A 21,712-nucleotide genomic window follows, 5' to 3' on the forward strand; every position below is an offset into this window, starting at 1 on the left:
AATATGTTAAAATTAATAGTTGAAACAAAAACGTTAGTTCAGTCCCTAGGGTTTGCAAGTTCCGTTGTTGAAAAACGTAATGTAATACCTGAATATGCAAACATTAAATTATCAGCAAAAGACGGCAATCTGGAGCTTAGTTCTACTAATATGGATTTGTATTTAAGTCAAAAAATAGCAGTACAAGTGGTAAGTGAAGGTGAACTTACCGTTTCTACGAAAACTCTAAATGATATAGTCCGAAAACTTCCGGATTCCGAGCTTACATTAACAGATCTCGGTACAACGGGACTTGAAATCAAAGGAAAAAATTGTAAATTTAATTTATTTACTTTGCCGGTTAGTTCTTTTCCTGCAATGGATAGTATTAATCCTGAAGCAAGTTTTAAAATTTCCTGCACGGATTTTGCTAAAATAATTGAATCAACAAAATTTTCGATTTCTTTAGATGAAACTCGTTATAATTTAAACGGTGTTTATTTACACATAAAAGACAAAGAGTTTTGTTCGGCAAGTACCGATGGGCATAGACTTTCGATTTCATGGGTAACATTAGAAAAACAAATAAAGAATTTTGGAGTTATATTACCGCAAAAAAGTGCAGAGGAAATTTTAAAAATAGTTAAAGATCCTAAAAATATAAATGAAGATATAGAAATTTTATTAAGTAGCAATAAGATTAAATTTATATGTAACGAAAATACTATTATGCTATCAAAGCTTATAGACGGTACTTTCCCTGATTATAGTGCTTTTATTCCGGAAAGCAGCAGCTCAAAATTAGTAATTAATCGTAAAATATTTGCAGATAGTATAGAAAGGATAGCGATAATAACCGTTGAAAAATTTAGAGCGATAAAATTATCGTTATCTCGTGAAACCTTAGAGATTAGTGCCGTCGGTGAAGCAAGAGGTAACGCAAAAGAGGTTATTAATTCTTCACAAGATAAGGAAAGTTTTTATGAATATAATAGTGATGAGTCTTTAGCTATAGGCTTTAATCCGCAATATTTGGAAGATGTCTTAAAAGCAGTGAAATCGGATTTAGTAGAACTATATTTTTCAGATGTTTCAGCACCGGTACTTATTAAATTTCCTGAGAATCCTAAAGATATTTTTGTCGTCATGCCTGTTAAGGTGTAAGTTTTATGAAAATCGGTGTATATAAACATTATAAAGGAAAATTATACCAAGTTATAGATATTGCAAAACATACCGAAACTTTAGAAGAGTTGGTAGTTTATAAAGCCTTATATGATGATTTTCAGCTTTGGGTAAGACCCTTTGAAATGTTTAACGAAATGATTTTATTAAACGGCAAAAATATTCCACGTTTTGAATTTATTTCTGAGAAGTAATTTGTGAATGGCTTGTATTTTTTCGTCATTGCGAGAAGAATTACGTAGTAATCAAGGCGAAGCAATCTCAGGATATTTGACGAGATTGCCGCACGGTCTTCGACCGCTCGCAATGACGGTTTGGTGTATATGCAGTAGTTGTTTCAAATAATTTTTGACTAATAGCCAAAGCTTCTCTATTATTTCCCCAGAGGCTATCTATAAGTAAATTTTAACTAGTAATTAAAGAGCTTTTTTAGCGAAAATTGATAAGGTTTTTGAAGAAATAGCAGTTCCTATTTCAAAAAAATCTTATAATTTGCAGCAAAAAAGAATTAATTATCGGTTAAAATTTACTTACAGATAGCCTCTTAAGCCCCTTAATTAAATATTGGTTATGAAAAAAATTATCGGATTATTTTTTGTAATTATACTTAGTGCAATAAGTACTAGTATCTTAGCGGATGATTATCCAAAAACAGAACGAGAGCAGAAATGGGACGAAGTAGGTTCTATAGCAGGTGAAGAAGGATTAGTTTTTAGACCGGGCAGGGTAAAAAACGAATCTACTAAAGCTGTAGGAGGCTCGGTTAATAAATATCTTTGGCAAGCAGCATTAGAGACTATAAGTTTTGCTCCTCTTGCATCAGCTGACTCAAACGGCGGTGTGATTATTACGGAATGGTATAGTCCACGCTCTAATCCTAATTTTCGATTTAAAATCAATATATTTATCAAAGACGATGTAATAAGCCCTGATTCAATTGAAGTGAAAGTATTTGAAGAAATGCTTAAAAATAAACAATGGGTACTTAATGAAAACACCTCAAATCTTGCTATCACGCTTGAAGATAAAATTTTAAGAAAAGCTAGAGATATATATATTAATAGTGCTAGATAGTATGTTATTCCTGTAGGCGTATAGTGTGGTTCAGAAAAAGCGTTCGATGTCATTCCCGCGAAAGCGGGAATCCAGTACTTTAAAACTTTTAAAAAGCTCGATTTATCTCGCTTTATGATGGATTCCCGCTTTCGCGGGAATGACATAGGGCTGCGGGAATGACATAGGCAACAGGTAATTTAGCAGCAGAAATTAAAAGAAAATAAAAAAATATGAATCAAATAGAACAAAAATGGCAACAAATTTGGCATGATGAGAAAGCTTTTGAGGTATCAAACGAGAGTAGTAAGCCAAAATATTACGTACTTGAAATGCTGCCTTATCCTTCCGGTAAAATCCATGTAGGTCACGTACGCAACTATTCTATAGGTGATGTTATTGCAAGGTTTATGACTATGCAAGGTTTTAACGTGCTTCATCCGATGGGCTGGGATGCTTTCGGCTTGCCTGCCGAAAATGCCGCAATAAAAAATAATTCTCATCCGAAAGATTGGACTTATTCTAATATCGAGAATATGAAAAAGCAGCTAAAATCTATGGGCTTTTCTTATGATTGGTCTAGAGAGATAAATAGCTGTGACCCCGAGTATTATAAACATGAGCAGAAATTCTTTTTAGAGCTTTATAAACGTAATCTTGCTTATCAAAAAGAATCGCTTGTTAATTGGGATCCGATTGATAATACCGTTCTTGCAAATGAGCAAGTTGTAGACGGGCGTGGTTGGCGTTCAGGTGCAATTGTTGAGAAACGTTATTTAAAGCAATGGTTCTTAAAAATTACTGATTATGCTGAAGAATTATTAAATGAAATTCAGAATTTAACAGAATGGCCTGAAGCCGTTTGCTCTATGCAAGAGAAATGGATTGGCAAATCGATAGGTGCTAACTTTTATTTCAAAATTAAGGATAATGAAGATACTACTATAGAAGTATTCTCAACCAAACCTGAAACTATTTTCGGAGCTGGCTTTATAGGAATTGCCTTTAACCATCCGATAATAGAGAAATTAATTTCCAAGACACCTGAAATATTGAGTTTTATAACTAAATGTTCGCACATTACAGGAAGTAGCGAACTAGAAAAGGCTGAAAAAGAGGGAGTTTTTACCGGTCTTTATGTCATTCATCCTTTCGATTCAAATATAGTTTTACCGGTTATTATTACAAATTTTGTGTTAATGGATTACGGTACTGGTGCTGTTTTCGGTTGTCCTGCACATGACGAACGTGACCATGAATTAGCCGTTAAAGTGAATTTGCCTATTAAGCAGGTAATTGAAACGGATATTGATGTACAAAAGACCGCTTATACGGAAGATGGAATTTTGGTTAACTCAGATTTTCTAAACGGCTTAACTAGTAATGAAGCAAAACAAAAAGTAATCGATGAATTTGAGAAACTAGGCATAGGTAAACGCAGTGTAAATTATCGTCTAAAAGATTGGGGGATTTCTCGTCAACGTTTTTGGGGATGTCCTATTCCTATGATTCACTGTGAAGTTTGCGGTATAGTTCCCGTACCTTACAAAGACTTACCCATTACGTTACCCGATGACGTAAATTTTGACGGTCACGGTAATCCTCTTGATCATCATCCTAGTTGGAAACATGTTAATTGTCCGAAATGCGATAAGCCGGCTGTTCGTGAAACCGATACTTTTGATACGTTTTTCGAATCATCTTGGTATTTTACAAGATATTGTAATAACAATGCTACAGAGATGACCGATAAAAAAGCTTGTGATTACTGGCTACCGGTCGATAAATATATAGGCGGCATAGAGCATGCAGTAATGCATTTATTATATGCAAGGTTTTTCACAAAAGTAATGAACGAGCAGAATTACGTAAGTGTTCGTGAACCTTTTAAAGGGCTATTTACTCAAGGTATGGTGCTGCATGCTACTTACAAAGATGAGCATAATAATTGGTTATATCCTGAGGAAGTAGTTAAAAAGGGTAATGAATTTTTTCATAAAGAAAGCAATAATAGAGTAGTGCAGGGACGTATTGAGAAGATGAGTAAGTCTAAAAAGAATCTTATCGATCTTGAAACAATGCAAGAGCAATACGGGGCTGATGCTATTAGACTTTTTGTACTGTCCGATAGTCCGCCTGAGAAAGATCTAGAATGGTCGGCAAGCGGTATTGAAGGCTGCTCACGTTTTATTAATAAGCTTGAGCATATGTTTGAGGCAATAGATTCTTTAAAAGATGATGTGAATAGTGAGATTAACAAGGAGCTTAATAGATTAGTACATTTTACAATAAAGCACGTAGCCGATGATATAAAGCATTTTGCCTTAAATAGAGCAATAGCACGTATGCGTGAGCTTTCTAATGCTATATCTGCTGAGCTTAGTAAAGAAGCAGTGGATGTAAAAACCGTAAGGCATGGCTTTAATGTTTTAGTACAGCTACTAAATCCTTTTATCCCGCATATTACGGAAGAAATTTGGCAAAAGCTTGGGAATAAAGAGCGGTTATATAATTCATCTTTTCCGGCATTTGATGAATCAATGCTAGAGTTAGATACATATGTTATGGCAGTGCAGGTTAACGGTAAACTCCGTGATACCTATGAGTTTAAAACTTCTGCAGGTGAAGATGAAATAAAGCAAATTACCATCAATCTGCCAAAAGTGCAAAAGTTCTTAGAAGGGAAAGAGCCGAAGAAGGTTATACTTGTCCCTCGTAAAATTGTGAATATTATAGTCAATTGATTTGGACTCGCCTACTGCGTTACTCGTCGTCTCACCTATTATTATAGGCTCTACCCTCGTGCCTTGTATTCGAATCCAACTGAATTGACTATATTGTTTGAATAATCATTGCGAATAGGTATTGTCTGCGTGGAACTATGTCATTCTTGCGTAGGCGGGAATCCAATAAAACCTATAAAAAACTTGTTTTTTAGGTTTATTTTGTCAATATTAAGACTATTTTTTCTGGGTTCCTGCTTTCGCAGGAATGACATAGAGTAGGCAATACCTACGTTCATTCGCAATGATGGACAAGAGGCATACTTAACCTGCTAAATTGATCTCAACTAAATGAATCGTGTTTCCTATAGGCTCAATGTAATTGAACTCAGCAGGGTCATTACCCCGCAGGTCGTTAATATCAAAATTAAATCGTGGCTCTGCATGTTCTGTTGGTTGTACTGGGCTCTCAAGGTAATTACAAATATTTCTCACGAATGATTCTACTACATAATTTACTATCCAACAAAATGCGACAATAATATTAATATTTAAAGCATTTACATTATTATCAACACTTAAAGTATTTTTCTCTGCTTCTAGTATCTCAAAACCTTGAATCGCCTCTAAAGTTTCTATTTTTTCCGGTGCTTTTACTTCATGTACTTCATAAGCTGTCATAGGAGGTAATTCATAATTAAAATCTACTATATCGCTTAGACGTAGGTTTAATAGAGTGTTATCTATTATAGTTTCCGCTATTTCTTTTTGCGTTTTTTTTTCTATTGTTTTTGTCTGTTTAGTCATAAAGATCCCCTATTTTAGTCGTTAATGTAGAACTGTTAACAAAATAATTTTAAAGCTATATTTTGTTAACATAGTAAACTCAGTTGAATTTTGCGACAGGCGTAAGGAGCGAAGCCTATAATAATAGGCGAGACGACGAACAACGAAGCGCAAAGTTCAAATCAGTTTACTATAGTCCTATAAATAGTGTGCCTGATTTTATACCTAGAGTCAATTTTTATGTTAATAATTTAATCTTTTTATTAATTTGTATTAATTTAAATTAATGCATGAAAATGTCGATTTCATTCCAACCTATAAGGTCTAAATCAGCTCTTGTCGGTAAAAAACGAAAAAGATCTTGGGCGAGTTCAAGCCTATTTTCTCTAACTAGCATTTTTTGTAAAATATCTTTTAACTGATGCAAATAAAGCACATCTTTTGCTGCATATTCTTGTTGTTCCAGAGATAAATTTTTAGCTCCCCAGTAAGAAGATTGTTGTTGTTTGGAAATATTTATGGAAAGTAGCTCCCGACATAAATCCTTAAGACCGTGGCTATCAGTATAGGTTCTAACGAGCTTTGAAGATATTTTAGTACAAAAGATATTTTCTAAATCTATACTCAAATATTTTTTTATGGCTGCTAAATCAAATCTAGCAAAATGAAATATCTTGCATCTAGTTTTATCTAATAATAATGCTTTTAAATTAGGAGCAGTATAATCTTGATTTACAAAATGAACAAGATGGGCTTCACCATTGCCGTTACTAAATTGTAGCAAACAGAGTTTATCTCTATGTAGATTTAATCCCATTGTTTCGGTATCTATAGCGATATCTCCTTCAAGTTCAAAATTATTAGGTAGGTCGTCTTGATAAATTTTAATATTCATAAATTATGTTCAATTCCTTTTAATCAATAATGTTGTTATGTGGTTCATTTTCCCTGTCATTGCGAGGAAATTGTAGCGTTGTTGCATGGCACCTTTGTCATCCCGTGATTTATTCACGGGATCCAGTTAAAAATACTAATTGTTTTTTATTTTTTTATTAATTTGTCATTGCGAGCGACCATAAGCGTTGTTGCATGGCTTGAAAAACCCGTTCGGTGTCATACCGTGGCTTGACCACGGTATCCAGAGAACAACTAAAAAATACTAATATTATTAGTATTTTTAACTAGACCCCATGGACAAGCCACAGGGTGACAATAGTAAAATCGAGCCACGCAATGATGCTTCTTCTACTCCCTAACAACACGCCCATACTCTTCTTTCAAAAGTTCTGCAATTTTATGATCATCAAAAGTAATCTTTTTATCACCAAGATCTATAGAACTAATATTGTGCACCTCGATTGCCGTACCTGTAACAAAACATCCAGTAAAATCCTCTATTTGCTCTAATTTCAAACGCTCTTCTTTTACTTCTAGACCTAAATCTTTTGCAATTTCAATAATAGTCTGTCTTGTTATACCGTTTAAAAATCTATCGGCAATTGGAGTATATAATGTTTTATCTTTAACAAAGAAAATATTTGTTGTAGTACATTCAGCAATATATCCTTCATAATCAAGTAATAATGCATCATCATAGCCAAGAGCTTTAGCTTCTTTTTTACTAGTTATTGCCATATTATATTGAGCGGCGGATTTAGATTGTACCGGGGTACTATCAGGCATTGCTTTACGCCAGCGGCTTACATGCAAATTTATACCTTTCTCAAAAGACCTTGGCATTGATGGAATACCGGCAATCAAAAGATTAGTAGACAAATCAGGATTAGTAATATTTAGCGATTCATCTCCGCACCAAATAAGCGGTCTTATATATGCATCCTTAATATTATTTTGTTTTATTACAAGTTCATGAGCTTTTATTATCTCGTCCACACTATAAGGTACTTTCAAACCTAATGCTTCTGCTGATTTTATTAATCTTTCTGTATGTTCTTTTAACTTAAAAACTTTGCCATTATAAGCTCTCTCACCCTCAAATACCGATCCTGAATAATGCAGGCTATGAGTTAAAACATGAATCCTTGCGAATTGATAAGGAACTAAATCACCATTAATCCAAACATGCCAAAAAATTTGCTCTAGTTTTATCATTGTCATTAACCTATATTTATATTAAAGTATTGTCAATTGTCATTGCGAGGAGGGACATAGTCCCGACGCGGCAATCTTGTCAAGCATCCTGAGATTGCCACGTCGCTTCGCTCCTCGCAATGACGGAAAAGCTAACACCAAATTTTTCAAATTAAACGAGTATACATGCATACATACAAAGCACATATTTTAATCGTTGATGATGATAGCAGAATATTAGCACTTTTAAAGCAGTTTTTAAATAAAAACGAGTTTTTAGTATCAACGGCAAGCTCAGTCATAGAAGCTAAAAATCTATTAAAAACTTCTAATTATGACTTAATTATTTTAGATGTTATGTTACCTGAAATAACAGGGCTTGATTTTGCTACTACTATAAGGGATGCCGGTAATAATATTCCTATAGTTATGCTTACTGCTTTATCGGAAGCCGATGACCGTGTTAAAGGACTTGAAGCCGGTGCCTCTGATTATATAACTAAACCTTTTGAACCGAGAGAATTATTACTTCGGATAAATAATTTAATTAATAATTATAATAACTTTAAAAAAGAAACGAATATAATTAAATTCGGCAATAATTTCTATAATTTTGATACAAAGGAATTCACTAAGAACGATCAAATCATATCTCTTAGCTCTACCGAACAAAAATTACTTGAGATATTAATAAAAAATTCCGGTAAATCTACTAGTCGTTTTGAACTTTCAAAAATTATGGGCGGGCTTAGTATGCGTTCTATCGACGTACAAATTACAAGAATAAGAAGTAAACTAGAAGATAATCCAAAAGAGCCGAAATATTTAAAAACCGTGCGTAATGAGGGCTATGCACTTTATATTTAGTCACTTATAAATTACATATATAATTTATAAGTGGGTAAAATAGTAAAAATGATAGCTTAAGACGGCTTTACGCTATCATTTTAGCTTTTTATCCTAATAATTATATTTAATATTAAATATAATTATTAGTAATTTATTTTTTATAATCAAGGCAAAGGGACGCCCCAAGCCTTGATTATTCTATTTTAAAACCGAATTTAGAATAATTTCTTATTCTAAATTCGATAAAATGAAGGTTATGCACTTTATATCTAAATTATTACCGAGAACATTATTTGTACGATTTATGTTTATTATAATCATTCCGATTTTAATAGGGCAAATCGTTGCTATATTTTTGTTTTACGATCGTCATTGGTATAATGTTTCATATTATACTAGTACTATTATTATCAATGAAATAGAATCACTGATTAAAGAACATAGAAATAATTTAAGAGAGATAACCCATTTATCGGAAAATTATCTTAATTTATCTTATCAATTTCAGCTTAATAAAAAGTTATCTATAAAACAACCTAAATTAAGTGAGCCTCTAACTATATTTAAAAATATTTTAGCTACAAAAATCCATGAAAAAAATATAGTTAAACTAAATAAAGAAAATAAAATCGAAGTATTTTTAGAATTAAACGATGGAACATTATATATTACTTTTCCTGCAAAATTATTGCTTAATCCTACGGTATATATTTTCGTTTTATGGATTATATCTTTAACTGTTATATTACTTTCTGTTTCTATTATTTTCTCCAAAAATCAGATTAAATCAATAATTGCTCTTGCCGATAGTATGGATAAATTTGGTCGAGGTATTTTAAAAGGTAAAAATTTCAAACCTTCAGGAGCTTTAGAAATAAGAAAAGCAGGGCTCGCTTTTTTAAAAATGAAAAACCGTATTGAAAAACAAATTACTAAAAGAACTACTATGCTTGCTATGATCTCGCATGATCTTAGAACTCCTTTAACAAGGATGAAACTACAGCTTGAATTAATGGAAGAAAGCGAAGAAACAATAGGATTAAAACAAGATATATTAACTATGCAGCAAATGATAAATTCTTACTTAGATTTTGCTAAAGGTGAAAGCAGCGAAGAATTTGAAGAAGTTTTATTATTACCTTGGATGGAATTTTTTTTAAATAAATGGTCACATGTAAATATTGAATTTATAAAACTTAATAATATAGATAATTTAAAAATACGAATTAAACCGAATTCTTTTGAAAGAGCCTTGTCTAATTTAATCGGTAACGCTATAAAATATGGAACTAAAACTAAGATATCTTCAAAAGATAATTCATCTACGGTAGCTATAATCATTGAGGATAACGGTCCCGGTATAGATGATACGGAAAAACACCTTGTATTTAAACCGTTTTATAGATCGGATAAAGCAAGACAGCTTGATAATGCAAGTAACGTAGGACTTGGGCTTGCTATTACTAAAGAAATAATAAACGATCATAAAAGCTCTATTTATTTAGGAGATAGCAAGGATTTAGGCGGGTTATCGGTAAGAATCGAAATACCTAAAATATGAATACTGATGTCATTTATGCGTGGATACCTAAGTCGTCATTGCGAGGAGCGAAGCGACGCGGCAATCTAGAAAAAATAATAAAAAAATTCTATAAACCAGAATTTTTTTTCTTCCTTGCTTCGTCAAATTACTATGTAATTCTTCTCGCAATGACAGAAAAAATCGATCCATGCAGCAACATCTAAAATATAAAATAATGACCAACATAAAACATTTAGCAATAATAATGGACGGTAATGCTCGTTGGGCAGATCGGCATAACTTAACAAAATCTGAAGGGCATAAGCTAGGTGCCGATAAAATTCGTGAATTACTGCCTGAGTTTATTAACCTTAATATACCTTATATAACTTTATATACTTTCTCTTCCGAAAATTGGCAACGTTCAAGCACGGAGGTAGATTTCTTAATAAAATTATTAAGTATTTATTTAAAAAATGAATTAAACAGTTTACATAAAAACGGCGTTAAAATAAAAGTAATAGGTAGGCTTAATTTATTAAGTAGCTCATTGCAAAAACAAATAAATAATGCTATAGAATTAACAAAAAATAATAATAAAATAACGCTTTGTATAGCTTTTAGTTATGGAAGTCGTCAAGAAATAGTTGATGCCTGCACAAAAATTATTGCAAGCGGTAAAAAAGAAATAAGTGAAAGCGATATAGGGCACGCTTTATATGATCCTGAAATGCCGGATGTAGATTTATTAATAAGACCGGGCGGGGTTTATCGCATCAGTAATTTCTTGCTTTGGCAAGCAGCTTATGCTGAATTATATTTCTCACCCAAATATTGGCCTGATTTTAATAAAGATGATATAATAGAAGCTATAAATGATTACTCAAAAAGGAAAAGAACATTTGGCAAAAGATAAACAAAATATATATTTAAGAATCCTGTCCGGTATAATTTTAGTGCCGTTATTTGTTATAGCTATATTATGGTTTAAGCCTTTATTCTATATTCTAATGATATTAGTGGGTATGGGAATGTTAAGTGAATGGTATAATATGACCTATTCTTCTATTCCTTATCTATTAATCGGGCTAATTATTATTCCGATTCCTATAAGCCTATTAATATTTTTAAGTATGGAAGATACCAATAGATGGCTTATTATGCTTTATTTTTGCATAATTTGGTCGGTAGATAGTTTTGCAATGATTGGCGGCAAAACTTTTAAAGGAGCAAAACTTGCTCCAAAAATCAGCCCTAAAAAAACTTGGAGTGGTCTGATTACGGGAGTATTATCGGCAGGTTTAGTTGCGGTATTAGTTAGTATTATACCAAATTTTCATATTAAAAATTACTATTTTTCAAATAAAGTATATTTGTTTATAATTAGTTGTATATTAGCATTAATAGCTCAATTAAGTGATTTATTTATTTCATATTTTAAGCGAAAATTTAATATTAAAGATAGCGGCTCTATAATACCAGGTCATGGAGGAGTACTAGACAGATTTGATAGTATTATTTTAACCGCTCCGGTATTGTTTTTTATAAGTATACTCTAATCGTCATTGCGAGCAGCCGTAGGCTGCGTGGCAATCTCGTCAAATATCCTGAGATTGCTTCGTCACTACGTTCCTCGCAATGACGGAAAATTTGGTCCATTATAACTTATGATAATACATTTAAATAATCATTCTAAAAAAATAATTTTAAATATCTTTTTAGCTTTACTGCTTGGATATTTTGTTTTTCATTGCATATATGGTAACAAAGGGATTATTGCATATTTAAAAGTAAATAGGCAGCTTGAAAAAGCTTATGATGAACTAAAAGGCTTACGAGCAGAAAGAGTAGAACTTGAACATAACGTCAAATTACTCCGAACGGAATCGCTAAATAAAGATATGTTAGAAGAACAAGCAAAGAAAGTTTTAGGGGTAGCAGATCCTAAAGAGCAGGTGTTTAATCACCAATAGCAAAACTTTGTTGTCATCCCGTGTTGGCATTGTTGCGTGGACCGGTTTTAACGTCATTGCGAGGAAATTACGGCGTTGTTGCATGGCTCTAGAAATCTGCTCGGTGTCATACCGTGGCTTGTCCACGGTATCCAGTAAAACAACTAAAAATACTAATAAATTAGGAGCAGTATAATCTTGATTTACAAAATGAACAAGATGGGCTTCACCATTGCCGTTACTAAATTGTAGCAAACAGAGTTTATCTCTATGTAGATTTAATCCCATTGTTTCGGTATCTATAGCGATATCTCCTTCAAGTTCAAAATTATTAGGTAGGTCGTCTTGATAAATTTTAATATTCATAAATTATGTTCAATTCCTTTTAATCAATAATGTTGTTATGTGGTTCATTTTCCCTGTCATTGCGAGGAAATTGTAGCGTTGTTGCATGGCACCTTTGTCATCCCGTGATTTATTCACGGGATCCAGTTAAAAATACTAATTTATTAGTATTTTTAGTTGTTTTACTGGATACCGTGGACAAGCCACGGTATGACACCGAGCAGATTTCTAGAGCCATGCAACAACGCCGTAATTTCCTCGCAATGACGTTAAAACCGGTCCACGCAACAATGCCAACACGGGATGACAACAAAGTTTTGCTATTGGTGATTAAACACCTGCTCTTTAGGATCTGCTACCCCTAAAACTTTCTTTGCTTGTTCTTCTAACATATCTTTATTTAGCGATTCCGTTCGGAGTAATTTGACGTTATGTTCAAGTTCTACTCTTTCTGCTCGTAAGCCTTTTAGTTCATCATAAGCTTTTTCAAGCTGCCTATTTACTTTTAAATATGCAATAATCCCTTTGTTACCATATATGCAATGAAAAACAAAATATCCAAGCAGTAAAGCTAAAAAGATATTTAAAATTATTTTTTTAGAATGATTATTTAAATGTATTATCATAAGTTATAATGGACCAAATTTTCCGTCATTGCGAGGAACGTAGTGACGAAGCAATCTCAGGATATTTGACGAGATTGCCACGCAGCCTACGGCTGCTCGCAATGACGATTAGAGTATACTTATAAAAAACAATACCGGAGCGGTTAAAATAATACTATCAAATCTGTCTAGTACTCCTCCATGACCTGGTATTATAGAGCCGCTATCTTTAATATTAAATTTTCGCTTAAAATATGAAATAAATAAATCACTTAATTGAGCTATTAATGCTAATATACAACTAATTATAAACAAATATACTTTATTTGAAAAATAGTAATTTTTAATATGAAAATTTGGTATAATACTAACTAATACCGCAACTAAACCTGCCGATAATACTCCCGTAATCAGACCACTCCAAGTTTTTTTAGGGCTGATTTTTGGAGCAAGTTTTGCTCCTTTAAAAGTTTTGCCGCCAATCATTGCAAAACTATCTACCGACCAAATTATGCAAAAATAAAGCATAATAAGCCATCTATTGGTATCTTCCATACTTAAAAATATTAATAGGCTTATAGGAATCGGAATAATAATTAGCCCGATTAATAGATAAGGAATAGAAGAATAGGTCATATTATACCATTCACTTAACATTCCCATACCCACTAATATCATTAGAATATAGAATAAAGGCTTAAACCATAATATAGCTATAACAAATAACGGCACTAAAATTATACCGGACAGGATTCTTAAATATATATTTTGTTTATCTTTTGCCAAATGTTCTTTTCCTTTTTGAGTAATCATTTATAGCTTCTATTATATCATCTTTATTAAAATCAGGCCAATATTTGGGTGAGAAATATAATTCAGCATAAGCTGCTTGCCAAAGCAAGAAATTACTGATGCGATAAACCCCGCCCGGTCTTATTAATAAATCTACATCCGGCATTTCAGGATCATATAAAGCGTGCCCTATATCGCTTTCACTTATTTCTTTTTTACCGCTTGCAATAATTTTTGTGCAGGCATCAACTATTTCTTGACGACTTCCATAACTAAAAGCTATACAAAGCGTTATTTTATTATTATTTTTTGTTAATTCTATAGCATTATTTATTTGTTTTTGCAATGAGCTACTTAATAAATTAAGCCTACCTATTACTTTTATTTTAACGCCGTTTTTATGTAAACTGTTTAATTCATTTTTTAAATAAATACTTAATAATTTTATTAAGAAATCTACCTCCGTGCTTGAACGTTGCCAATTTTCGGAAGAGAAAGTATATAAAGTTATATAAGGTATATTAAGGTTAATAAACTCAGGCAGTAATTCACGAATTTTATCGGCACCTAGCTTATGCCCTTCAGATTTTGTTAAGTTATGCCGATCTGCCCAACGAGCATTACCGTCCATTATTATTGCTAAATGTTTTATGTTGGTCATTATTTTATATTTTAGATGTTGCTGCATGGATCGATTTTTTCTGTCATTGCGAGAAGAATTACATAGTAATTTGACGAAGCAAGGAAGAAAAAAAATTCTGGTTTATAGAATTTTTTTATTATTTTTTCTAGATTGCCGCGTCGCTTCGCTCCTCGCAATGACGACTTAGGTATCCACGCATAAATGACATCAGTATTCATATTTTAGGTATTTCGATTCTTACCGATAACCCGCCTAAATCCTTGCTATCTCCTAAATAAATAGAGCTTTTATGATCGTTTATTATTTCTTTAGTAATAGCAAGCCCAAGTCCTACGTTACTTGCATTATCAAGCTGTCTTGCTTTATCCGATCTATAAAACGGTTTAAATACAAGGTGTTTTTCCGTATCATCTATACCGGGACCGTTATCCTCAATGATTATAGCTACCGTAGATGAATTATCTTTTGAAGATATCTTAGTTTTAGTTCCATATTTTATAGCGTTACCGATTAAATTAGACAAGGCTCTTTCAAAAGAATTCGGTTTAATTCGTATTTTTAAATTATCTATATTATTAAGTTTTATAAATTCAATATTTACATGTGACCATTTATTTAAAAAAAATTCCATCCAAGGTAATAATAAAACTTCTTCAAATTCTTCGCTGCTTTCACCTTTAGCAAAATCTAAGTAAGAATTTATCATTTGCTGCATAGTTAATATATCTTGTTTTAATCCTATTGTTTCTTCGCTTTCTTCCATTAATTCAAGCTGTAGTTTCATCCTTGTTAAAGGAGTTCTAAGATCATGCGAGATCATAGCAAGCATAGTAGTTCTTTTAGTAATTTGTTTTTCAATACGGTTTTTCATTTTTAAAAAAGCGAGCCCTGCTTTTCTTATTTCTAAAGCTCCTGAAGGTTTGAAATTTTTACCTTTTAAAATACCTCGACCAAATTTATCCATACTATCGGCAAGAGCAATTATTGATTTAATCTGATTTTTGGAGAAAATAATAGAAACAGAAAGTAATATAACAGTTAAAGATATAATCCATAAAACGAAAATATATACCGTAGGATTAAGCAATAATTTTGCAGGAAAAGTAATATATAATGTTCCATCGTTTAATTCTAAAAATACTTCGATTTTATTTTCTTTATTTAGTTTAACTATATTTTTTTCATGGATTTTTGTAGCTAAAATATTTTTAAATATAGTTAGAGGCTCACTTAATTTAGGTTGTTTTATAGATAACTTTTTATTAAGCTGAAATTGATAAGATAAATTAAGATAATTTTCCGATAAATGGGTTATCTCTCTTAAATTATTTCTATGTTCTTTAATCAGTGATTCTATTTCATTGATAATAATAGTACTAGTATAATATGAAACATTATACCAATGACGATCGTAAAACAAAAATATAGCAACGATTTGCCCTATTAAAATCGGAATGATTATAATAAACATAAATCGTACAAATAATGTTCTCGGTAATAATTTAGATATAAAGTGCATAACCTTCATTTTATCGAATTTAGAATAAGAAATTATTCTAAATTCGGTTTTAAAATAGAATAATCAAGGCTTGGGGCGTCCCTTTGCCTTGATTATAAAAAATAAATTACTAATAATTATATTTAATATTAAATATAATTATTAGGATAAAAAGCTAAAATGATAGCGTAAAGCCGTCTTAAGCTATCATTTTTACTATTTTACCCACTTATAAATTATATATGTAATTTATAAGTGACTAAATATAAAGTGCATAGCCCTCATTACGCACGGTTTTTAAATATTTCGGCTCTTTTGGATTATCTTCTAGTTTACTTCTTATTCTTGTAATTTGTACGTCGATAGAACGCATACTAAGCCCGCCCATAATTTTTGAAAGTTCAAAACGACTAGTAGATTTACCGGAATTTTTTATTAATATCTCAAGTAATTTTTGTTCGGTAGAGCTAAGAGATATGATTTGATCGTTCTTAGTGAATTCCTTTGTATCAAAATTATAGAAATTATTGCCGAATTTAATTATATTCGTTTCTTTTTTAAAGTTATTATAATTATTAATTAAATTATTTATCCGAAGTAATAATTCTCTCGGTTCAAAAGGTTTAGTTATATAATCAGAGGCACCGGCTTCAAGTCCTTTAACACGGTCATCGGCTTCCGATAAAGCAGTAAGCATAACTATAGGAATATTATTACCGGCATCCCTTATAGTAGTAGCAAAATCAAGCCCTGTTATTTCAGGTAACATAACATCTAAAATAATTAAGTCATAATTAGAAGTTTTTAATAGATTTTTAGCTTCTATGACTGAGCTTGCCGTTGATACTAAAAACTCGTTTTTATTTAAAAACTGCTTTAAAAGTGCTAATATTCTGCTATCATCATCAACGATTAAAATATGTGCTTTGTATGTATGCATGTATACTCGTTTAATTTGAAAAATTTGGTGTTAGCTTTTCCGTCATTGCGAGGAGCGAAGCGACGTGGCAATCTCAGGATGCTTGACAAGATTGCCGCGTCGGGACTATGTCCCTCCTCGCAATGACAATTGACAATACTTTAATATAAATATAGGTTAATGACAATGATAAAACTAGAGCAAATTTTTTGGCATGTTTGGATTAATGGTGATTTAGTTCCTTATCAATTCGCAAGGATTCATGTTTTAACTCATAGCCTGCATTATTCAGGATCGGTATTTGAGGGTGAGAGAGCTTATAATGGCAAAGTTTTTAAGTTAAAAGAACATACAGAAAGATTAATAAAATCAGCAGAAGCATTAGGTTTGAAAGTACCTTATAGTGTGGACGAGATAATAAAAGCTCATGAACTTGTAATAAAACAAAATAATATTAAGGATGCATATATAAGACCGCTTATTTGGTGCGGAGATGAATCGCTAAATATTACTAATCCTGATTTGTCTACTAATCTTTTGATTGCCGGTATTCCATCAATGCCAAGGTCTTTTGAGAAAGGTATAAATTTGCATGTAAGCCGCTGGCGTAAAGCAATGCCTGATAGTACCCCGGTACAATCTAAATCCGCCGCTCAATATAATATGGCAATAACTAGTAAAAAAGAAGCTAAAGCTCTTGGCTATGATGATGCATTATTACTTGATTATGAAGGATATATTGCTGAATGTACTACAACAAATATTTTCTTTGTTAAAGATAAAACATTATATACTCCAATTGCCGATAGATTTTTAAACGGTATAACAAGACAGACTATTATTGAAATTGCAAAAGATTTAGGTCTAGAAGTAAAAGAAGAGCGTTTGAAATTAGAGCAAATAGAGGATTTTACTGGATGTTTTGTTACAGGTACGGCAATCGAGGTGCACAATATTAGTTCTATAGATCTTGGTGATAAAAAGATTACTTTTGATGATCATAAAATTGCAGAACTTTTGAAAGAAGAGTATGGGCGTGTTGTTAGGGAGTAGAAGAAGCATCATTGCGTGGCTCGATTTTACTATTGTCACCCTGTGGCTTGTCCATGGGGTCTAGTTAAAAATACTAATAATATTAGTATTTTTTAGTTGTTCTCTGGATACCGTGGTCAAGCCACGGTATGACACCGAACGGGTTTTTCAAGCCATGCAACAACGCTTATGGTCGCTCGCAATGACAAATTAATAAAAAAAAAAAAACAATGAACAATATATTTAAAGGTTTAATTACCGCAGCTATAACACCTTTTAAAGATAATAAGTTAGACTTATATTCTTTAGAGAGAATTTTAAAACATCAAATAAAGCATGAAGTCGATGCAGTATTAATTGCAGGCTCAACTGGAGAAGGTAGTAGCTTGAGTTTTGAGGAATATAAATTATTACTACAAACTAGTGTGGAAATTGTGAATAAGAGTATTCCTATAATAAGTGGGTGTTCATCAAATAATACTGCTTATGCAAGAGAGCTTGCAGCAGAATCTACAAAAACGGGCATAGACGGTTTTATGGCTAGCCCGCCATCTTATATAAAACCTACTCAAGAAGGAATTTATAAGCATTTTGAAGCGTTGCATGAAGCATGTGATCTACCTATTATGTTATATTCAGCTCCGACTAGAAGCGGAGTAGATTTTGCTGATGAGACGATATTAAGACTTAGCAAGTTACCTCGTATTTTAGCATTAAAAGATTGTGGAGTAGATTTAGAACGTCCATTGCGGATTAGAGCAATAGTTAAAAAGGATTTCAACATTTTAACCGGTAATGATGAAGTAGTCTTAGCTTTTAACGCTCAAGGCGGGGTAGGGTGGACTTCCGTAGCTTCTAATATTGCTCCCGATATGTGTAAAGAGTTATTGGAGAAATGGAATAAGAACGATACTAAAGGAGCATTAGAAATCCATCAGAAATTACTGCCTTTATATAAAGCATTATTTGTAGAATCTAATCCGATTCCGATAAAATATGCTGCACATTATTTAGGTTTATGTGAAAATGAAATTAGACTCCCATTAACTAAAGCAAGCGATAGTGCTAAAAAACAAATTGAAAACATTATAACATCACTATCCATAAAATTATGACCGAGTATAAGAAAGTTATTGCACAAAATAAGAAAGCCCTTTTTAATTATTTTATTGAAGAAAGATTAGAAGCAGGTATTGTATTAAAGGGTAGTGAAGTACAGTCTCTGCGTCAAGGCAAAGCTTCTATAGAAGAAAGCCATGCGGCAGATACCGGACATGAGGTATTTTTGTATAACTGCCATATTGCGGAATATGAGAAAGCGAATAGATTTAATCATTCTACTCGTAGACCTCGTAAATTATTGTTGCATACTAAAGAGATAAAGAAAATTATCGGTAGAATTAGAATAAAAGGCTATACGCTAGTAGCTCTTTCTATGTATTTTAATAAAAAAAATAAAGTAAAAATTGAGCTTGGTATCGCTAAAGGTAAGAAATTACATGATAAAAGAGAGTCAATTAAAGAAAAAGATTGGAAAAGAGATCAGAGCAGATTAATAAGACAGAAGTAAGCGTCATTGCGAGAAGTCGTTATTGCGTGAGTCGGTAAAACTCACTGTGTCACCCCGTGGCTTGACCACGGGGTCCAGAAAACCAATAAAAAATACTAATAATTTTAGTATTTTTAACTGGATCCCGTAGTCAAGCCACGGGATGACAGAGGTAAAACTGATCCACGCAACAACGCCCGCTTGCAATGACGATTTCAAATAAAAATTAAGTATAGGTATTTATGCAGCATATTATAGGTAAAATATTGGTTATATTTGTAGTTGTTATAGGAGTTTTATTTGTTTTTAAAACAATGAAAACCTATTCTACAAATCCAGTTTCCGTGGAAGTTAAACAAAGTGAGGATGCAAGGAAATGTGAAGAGGAAAGAGTCCAAGAAATAATCAAAGATTATTTGCTTAAAACTCCGGAAATAATAATAGAATCAATAGAAGGCTTGCAAAAACGTAAAGTACAGGAAAATGAGAATAAAGTTAATAACTATATAAAAGATAATAAGTTAGGTATTGAAGATAGCACAAGCTTTCCTGTTATAGGAAATAAAGACGGTAATGTAACAATAATTGCTTTTTATGATTACAATTGTTCTTATTGTAAGAAAGGTGATGCTTCCATAAATGAATTATTGCAAAATGACCCACAAGTTAAAGTTATATTAAGACCGCTACCTATCCTTGGAGATGCTTCCGAATATCTTGCAAGAATAGTTTTAGCCGTTTATAAGGTTAATCCAAGTAAATTTAAAGCTGTTCATGATGAACTAATAAAAATAAGAGATGTTTCTAAGGAATCTATAAAAGAATTATTAACCGAGAATGGCTTAAATGCTACGGAAATTGAAGAAACTACCGATAGCAATGAGATTAAAGATTTAATTACTCAAAATATGAAAATAGCTAGAAGCCTTAGAATCCAAGGAGTACCTGCGTATATAATTGATTCAAAATTAATACCCGGGTTAATAGATTTCCCACAGTTACTAAATATAGTTAAAGAAATTAGGGATAATAAGAGTTCTTAAGAAACTTGGAGGGGCTTGGTGTTATTGCATGGCTCAAAAAACTCGCTCGGTGTCATACCGTGGCTTGTCCACGGTATCCAGAAAACAACTAAAAATACTAATTTATTAGTATTTTTAACTGGATCCCGTGAATAAATCACGGGATGACAACAAAAAAACTGAGCCATGCAACAAAGCTGGACAAGCCATGGTATGACACCGAACGCATTTTTCGATCCACGCAATAATATCACGTGGAAAGGGCATCATCCCCTAAAGTAGTTACATCAATAAAATGTTCCGGGTTTTGATCTATAAATGATGTTAAATAATGAAAATTATTTTCTTCTTCTAAAGTTCGATCATAACATTTATTAGCATTAAAATATTTATTAGCCTTAAATTCTTTAGCAGCTTCTACAAAATTATGTAAATTATAAATTGTTATAGTATCAATATTAGATTGATACTCTCTGATATTGGGTTAGCAAATTCATAATTCTTTTCACAATGGGTAAATTTTATTTTCGAACCTAATTCTAACTTTAATTTCTTGATAGGTAAATCAACATTCGTTTGTTCAAAGCTAGTATTTTTTGAAATACTGATACAAACTTTTTTACCGGTAGTGTTAAAGTTATTAAATATTGTATTTGCACTAATAGAAATTTTTTCTAGAGATGAATTATGATCATTCAATGTTAAAGTCGTAGGTCTGTATAGGTCTCCTTCTTGGACGTTAAGCTCAGTAACACGATCTTCAATATTGTATATAGAAATATTTGGTGATATATTAATATAAGTAGAACCATGATTACTTTCAAATTTAATAAAATATCCTAACTCTTTAATAATAATTCCGGTGTTATTTGTTTCGACATTAACACCATTATTATAGTGAACGACAGTAGTATGATTTAAACTATACTCATTATTATAATAAATACTTCTAAAATCATTCGTATCATCCGGAAAGATATCAGCATCTTTAGTTTCAATTTTAGTACCTTGAATAATAATACCGGCATTATTAGTTTCAATTTCTTTAAGCCCATTATTATAAGTATTATAAAAAATTTTAGTATTGCCAAGATCCCAAGGCTTACAGGAAATTTTAGAATCTATATGAGAATTATAGGCATAATTGAAAATATTATACGTATCGTC

The 21,712-nt window shown here is 32.0% G+C and carries 22 protein-coding genes and 3 pseudogenes; 14 read left to right on the forward strand and 11 right to left on the reverse strand.

Features of this window, described 5'->3' with window-relative positions:
- Positions 1 to 3: 3 nt before the first annotated feature.
- From dnaN to leuS, 4 genes are all read left to right on the forward strand, one after another.
- Positions 4 to 1,143, forward strand: a complete 1,140-nt coding sequence (dnaN, locus tag H6P87_RS03035; protein WP_202069986.1) for a DNA polymerase III subunit beta — start codon at positions 4 to 6, stop codon at positions 1,141 to 1,143.
- 5 nt (positions 1,144 to 1,148) lie between these two features.
- Entirely contained in the window at positions 1,149 to 1,358 is a 210-nt protein-coding gene (locus H6P87_RS03040) for a DUF1653 domain-containing protein (protein ID WP_202069987.1), read from the forward strand.
- Between the two features lie 376 nt (positions 1,359 to 1,734).
- Complete coding sequence (locus H6P87_RS03045; protein ID WP_008579838.1) at positions 1,735 to 2,238, forward strand: DUF3576 domain-containing protein; 504 nt, start codon at positions 1,735 to 1,737, stop codon at positions 2,236 to 2,238.
- Positions 2,239 to 2,450: 212 nt separating this feature from the next.
- The gene (leuS, locus tag H6P87_RS03050) at positions 2,451 to 4,961 is read left to right on the forward strand and encodes a leucine--tRNA ligase (protein ID WP_202069988.1); all 2,511 of its coding nucleotides are present in this window, start codon (positions 2,451 to 2,453) and stop codon (positions 4,959 to 4,961) included.
- On the opposite strand, the pseudogene H6P87_RS07515 reads toward leuS, so the two are convergent.
- The 4 genes and pseudogenes from H6P87_RS07515 to H6P87_RS03065 form a co-directional block, all read right to left on the reverse strand.
- Positions 4,947 to 5,062 (reverse strand): annotated as a pseudogene (locus H6P87_RS07515) (palindromic element RPE2 domain-containing protein); the annotation flags it as partial. The gene leuS and the pseudogene H6P87_RS07515 sit on opposite strands and share 15 nt — an antisense overlap.
- A 202-nt stretch (positions 5,063 to 5,264) precedes the next feature.
- A complete protein-coding gene (locus H6P87_RS03055; protein WP_202069989.1) occupies positions 5,265 to 5,747 on the reverse strand; it encodes a hypothetical protein in 483 nt (160 codons plus the stop codon).
- Positions 5,748 to 6,009: 262 nt separating this feature from the next.
- A complete protein-coding gene (locus H6P87_RS03060; RefSeq protein ID WP_202069990.1) occupies positions 6,010 to 6,621 on the reverse strand; it encodes a ribonuclease D in 612 nt (203 codons plus the stop codon).
- A gap of 350 nt (positions 6,622 to 6,971) precedes the next feature.
- On the reverse strand, positions 6,972 to 7,844 hold the full coding sequence (locus tag H6P87_RS03065; RefSeq protein ID WP_202069991.1) for a branched-chain amino acid transaminase: 873 nt from the start codon (positions 7,842 to 7,844) through the stop codon (positions 6,972 to 6,974).
- A 159-nt stretch (positions 7,845 to 8,003) separates the two neighbouring features.
- On the opposite strand from H6P87_RS03065, the gene H6P87_RS03070 reads away from it, so the two are divergent.
- From H6P87_RS03070 to H6P87_RS03090, 5 genes are all read left to right on the forward strand, one after another.
- Entirely contained in the window at positions 8,004 to 8,684 is a 681-nt protein-coding gene (locus H6P87_RS03070) for a response regulator transcription factor (RefSeq protein ID WP_040257671.1), read from the forward strand.
- A 238-nt stretch (positions 8,685 to 8,922) separates the two neighbouring features.
- Positions 8,923 to 10,227 carry an ATP-binding protein gene (locus H6P87_RS03075; RefSeq protein ID WP_202069992.1) on the forward strand — a complete coding sequence of 435 codons (1,305 nt, stop codon included), beginning with the start codon at positions 8,923 to 8,925 and terminating at the stop codon, positions 10,225 to 10,227.
- Positions 10,228 to 10,396: 169 nt separating this feature from the next.
- Complete coding sequence (uppS, locus tag H6P87_RS03080) at positions 10,397 to 11,104, forward strand: polyprenyl diphosphate synthase (protein ID WP_199402672.1); 708 nt, start codon at positions 10,397 to 10,399, stop codon at positions 11,102 to 11,104.
- A complete protein-coding gene (locus tag H6P87_RS03085; RefSeq protein ID WP_202069993.1) occupies positions 11,064 to 11,747 on the forward strand; it encodes a phosphatidate cytidylyltransferase in 684 nt (227 codons plus the stop codon). Before uppS (H6P87_RS03080) ends, H6P87_RS03085 begins: the two co-directional genes overlap by 41 nt.
- A gap of 108 nt (positions 11,748 to 11,855) precedes the next feature.
- Positions 11,856 to 12,161 carry an FtsB family cell division protein gene (locus H6P87_RS03090; RefSeq protein WP_202069994.1) on the forward strand — a complete coding sequence of 102 codons (306 nt, stop codon included), beginning with the start codon at positions 11,856 to 11,858 and terminating at the stop codon, positions 12,159 to 12,161.
- Between the two features lie 149 nt (positions 12,162 to 12,310).
- Here the strand turns inward: H6P87_RS03090 and H6P87_RS03095 are convergent.
- From H6P87_RS03095 to H6P87_RS03120, 6 genes and pseudogenes are all read right to left on the reverse strand, one after another.
- Positions 12,311 to 12,506 (reverse strand): annotated as a pseudogene (locus H6P87_RS03095) (ribonuclease D); the annotation flags it as partial.
- A gap of 299 nt (positions 12,507 to 12,805) precedes the next feature.
- On the reverse strand, positions 12,806 to 13,111 hold the full coding sequence (locus H6P87_RS03100) for an FtsB family cell division protein (RefSeq protein WP_202069994.1): 306 nt from the start codon (positions 13,109 to 13,111) through the stop codon (positions 12,806 to 12,808).
- A 108-nt stretch (positions 13,112 to 13,219) separates the two neighbouring features.
- Complete coding sequence (locus H6P87_RS03105; RefSeq protein WP_202069993.1) at positions 13,220 to 13,903, reverse strand: phosphatidate cytidylyltransferase; 684 nt, start codon at positions 13,901 to 13,903, stop codon at positions 13,220 to 13,222.
- Positions 13,863 to 14,570: a polyprenyl diphosphate synthase gene (gene uppS / locus H6P87_RS03110; RefSeq protein WP_199402672.1), complete on the reverse strand. Its 708-nt coding sequence runs from the start codon at positions 14,568 to 14,570 to the stop codon at positions 13,863 to 13,865. Before uppS (H6P87_RS03110) ends, H6P87_RS03105 begins: the two co-directional genes overlap by 41 nt.
- Positions 14,571 to 14,739: 169 nt before the next feature.
- A complete protein-coding gene (locus H6P87_RS03115) occupies positions 14,740 to 16,044 on the reverse strand; it encodes an ATP-binding protein (RefSeq protein ID WP_202069992.1) in 1,305 nt (434 codons plus the stop codon).
- 238 nt (positions 16,045 to 16,282) lie between these two features.
- Positions 16,283 to 16,963 carry a response regulator transcription factor gene (locus tag H6P87_RS03120; protein WP_040257671.1) on the reverse strand — a complete coding sequence of 227 codons (681 nt, stop codon included), beginning with the start codon at positions 16,961 to 16,963 and terminating at the stop codon, positions 16,283 to 16,285.
- Positions 16,964 to 17,122: 159 nt separating this feature from the next.
- On the opposite strand from H6P87_RS03120, the gene H6P87_RS03125 reads away from it, so the two are divergent.
- The 5 genes and pseudogenes from H6P87_RS03125 to H6P87_RS07520 all read left to right on the forward strand — a co-directional run.
- Complete coding sequence (locus H6P87_RS03125) at positions 17,123 to 17,995, forward strand: branched-chain amino acid transaminase (RefSeq protein ID WP_202069991.1); 873 nt, start codon at positions 17,123 to 17,125, stop codon at positions 17,993 to 17,995.
- Positions 17,996 to 18,204: 209 nt separating this feature from the next.
- Complete coding sequence (dapA, locus tag H6P87_RS03130) at positions 18,205 to 19,089, forward strand: 4-hydroxy-tetrahydrodipicolinate synthase (RefSeq protein ID WP_202069995.1); 885 nt, start codon at positions 18,205 to 18,207, stop codon at positions 19,087 to 19,089.
- Positions 19,086 to 19,544: an SsrA-binding protein SmpB gene (gene smpB, locus H6P87_RS03135; RefSeq protein WP_040257674.1), complete on the forward strand. Its 459-nt coding sequence runs from the start codon at positions 19,086 to 19,088 to the stop codon at positions 19,542 to 19,544. The genes dapA and smpB overlap by 4 nt, the downstream gene beginning before the upstream one ends.
- Before the next feature lie 221 nt (positions 19,545 to 19,765).
- Entirely contained in the window at positions 19,766 to 20,566 is an 801-nt protein-coding gene (locus tag H6P87_RS03140) for a DsbA family protein (protein ID WP_202069996.1), read from the forward strand.
- Between the two features lie 24 nt (positions 20,567 to 20,590).
- Positions 20,591 to 20,668: pseudogene (locus tag H6P87_RS07520) on the forward strand (permease); the annotation flags it as partial.
- A gap of 321 nt (positions 20,669 to 20,989) precedes the next feature.
- On the opposite strand, the gene H6P87_RS03150 reads toward H6P87_RS07520, so the two are convergent.
- On the reverse strand, positions 20,990 to 21,244 hold the full coding sequence (locus H6P87_RS03150) for a hypothetical protein (RefSeq protein WP_202069997.1): 255 nt from the start codon (positions 21,242 to 21,244) through the stop codon (positions 20,990 to 20,992).
- Positions 21,245 to 21,712: the final 468 nt, after the last annotated feature.

Source organism: Rickettsia tillamookensis, assembly GCF_016743795.2.
Taxonomy (GTDB): domain Bacteria; phylum Pseudomonadota; class Alphaproteobacteria; order Rickettsiales; family Rickettsiaceae; genus Rickettsia; species Rickettsia tillamookensis.

Bases quoted from the DNA above. Each gene is read 5' to 3' on its own strand.
- dnaN (WP_202069986.1), top strand. From the start codon at position 4: ATGTTAAAATTAATAGTTGAAACAAAAACGTTAGTTCAGTCCCTAGGG.
- H6P87_RS03040 (WP_202069987.1), top strand. From the start codon at position 1,149: ATGAAAATCGGTGTATATAAACATTATAAAGGAAAATTATACCAAGTT.
- H6P87_RS03045 (WP_008579838.1), top strand. From the start codon at position 1,735: ATGAAAAAAATTATCGGATTATTTTTTGTAATTATACTTAGTGCAATA.
- leuS (WP_202069988.1), top strand. From the start codon at position 2,451: ATGAATCAAATAGAACAAAAATGGCAACAAATTTGGCATGATGAGAAA.
- H6P87_RS03055 (WP_202069989.1), bottom strand. From the start codon at position 5,747: ATGACTAAACAGACAAAAACAATAGAAAAAAAAACGCAAAAAGAAATA.
- H6P87_RS03060 (WP_202069990.1), bottom strand. From the start codon at position 6,621: ATGAATATTAAAATTTATCAAGACGACCTACCTAATAATTTTGAACTT.
- H6P87_RS03065 (WP_202069991.1), bottom strand. From the start codon at position 7,844: ATGACAATGATAAAACTAGAGCAAATTTTTTGGCATGTTTGGATTAAT.
- H6P87_RS03070 (WP_040257671.1), top strand. From the start codon at position 8,004: ATGCATACATACAAAGCACATATTTTAATCGTTGATGATGATAGCAGA.
- H6P87_RS03075 (WP_202069992.1), top strand. From the start codon at position 8,923: ATGCACTTTATATCTAAATTATTACCGAGAACATTATTTGTACGATTT.
- uppS (WP_199402672.1), top strand. From the start codon at position 10,397: ATGCAGCAACATCTAAAATATAAAATAATGACCAACATAAAACATTTA.
- H6P87_RS03085 (WP_202069993.1), top strand. From the start codon at position 11,064: ATGATTACTCAAAAAGGAAAAGAACATTTGGCAAAAGATAAACAAAAT.
- H6P87_RS03090 (WP_202069994.1), top strand. From the start codon at position 11,856: ATGATAATACATTTAAATAATCATTCTAAAAAAATAATTTTAAATATC.
- H6P87_RS03100 (WP_202069994.1), bottom strand. From the start codon at position 13,111: ATGATAATACATTTAAATAATCATTCTAAAAAAATAATTTTAAATATC.
- H6P87_RS03105 (WP_202069993.1), bottom strand. From the start codon at position 13,903: ATGATTACTCAAAAAGGAAAAGAACATTTGGCAAAAGATAAACAAAAT.
- uppS (WP_199402672.1), bottom strand. From the start codon at position 14,570: ATGCAGCAACATCTAAAATATAAAATAATGACCAACATAAAACATTTA.
- H6P87_RS03115 (WP_202069992.1), bottom strand. From the start codon at position 16,044: ATGCACTTTATATCTAAATTATTACCGAGAACATTATTTGTACGATTT.
- H6P87_RS03120 (WP_040257671.1), bottom strand. From the start codon at position 16,963: ATGCATACATACAAAGCACATATTTTAATCGTTGATGATGATAGCAGA.
- H6P87_RS03125 (WP_202069991.1), top strand. From the start codon at position 17,123: ATGACAATGATAAAACTAGAGCAAATTTTTTGGCATGTTTGGATTAAT.
- dapA (WP_202069995.1), top strand. From the start codon at position 18,205: ATGAACAATATATTTAAAGGTTTAATTACCGCAGCTATAACACCTTTT.
- smpB (WP_040257674.1), top strand. From the start codon at position 19,086: ATGACCGAGTATAAGAAAGTTATTGCACAAAATAAGAAAGCCCTTTTT.
- H6P87_RS03140 (WP_202069996.1), top strand. From the start codon at position 19,766: ATGCAGCATATTATAGGTAAAATATTGGTTATATTTGTAGTTGTTATA.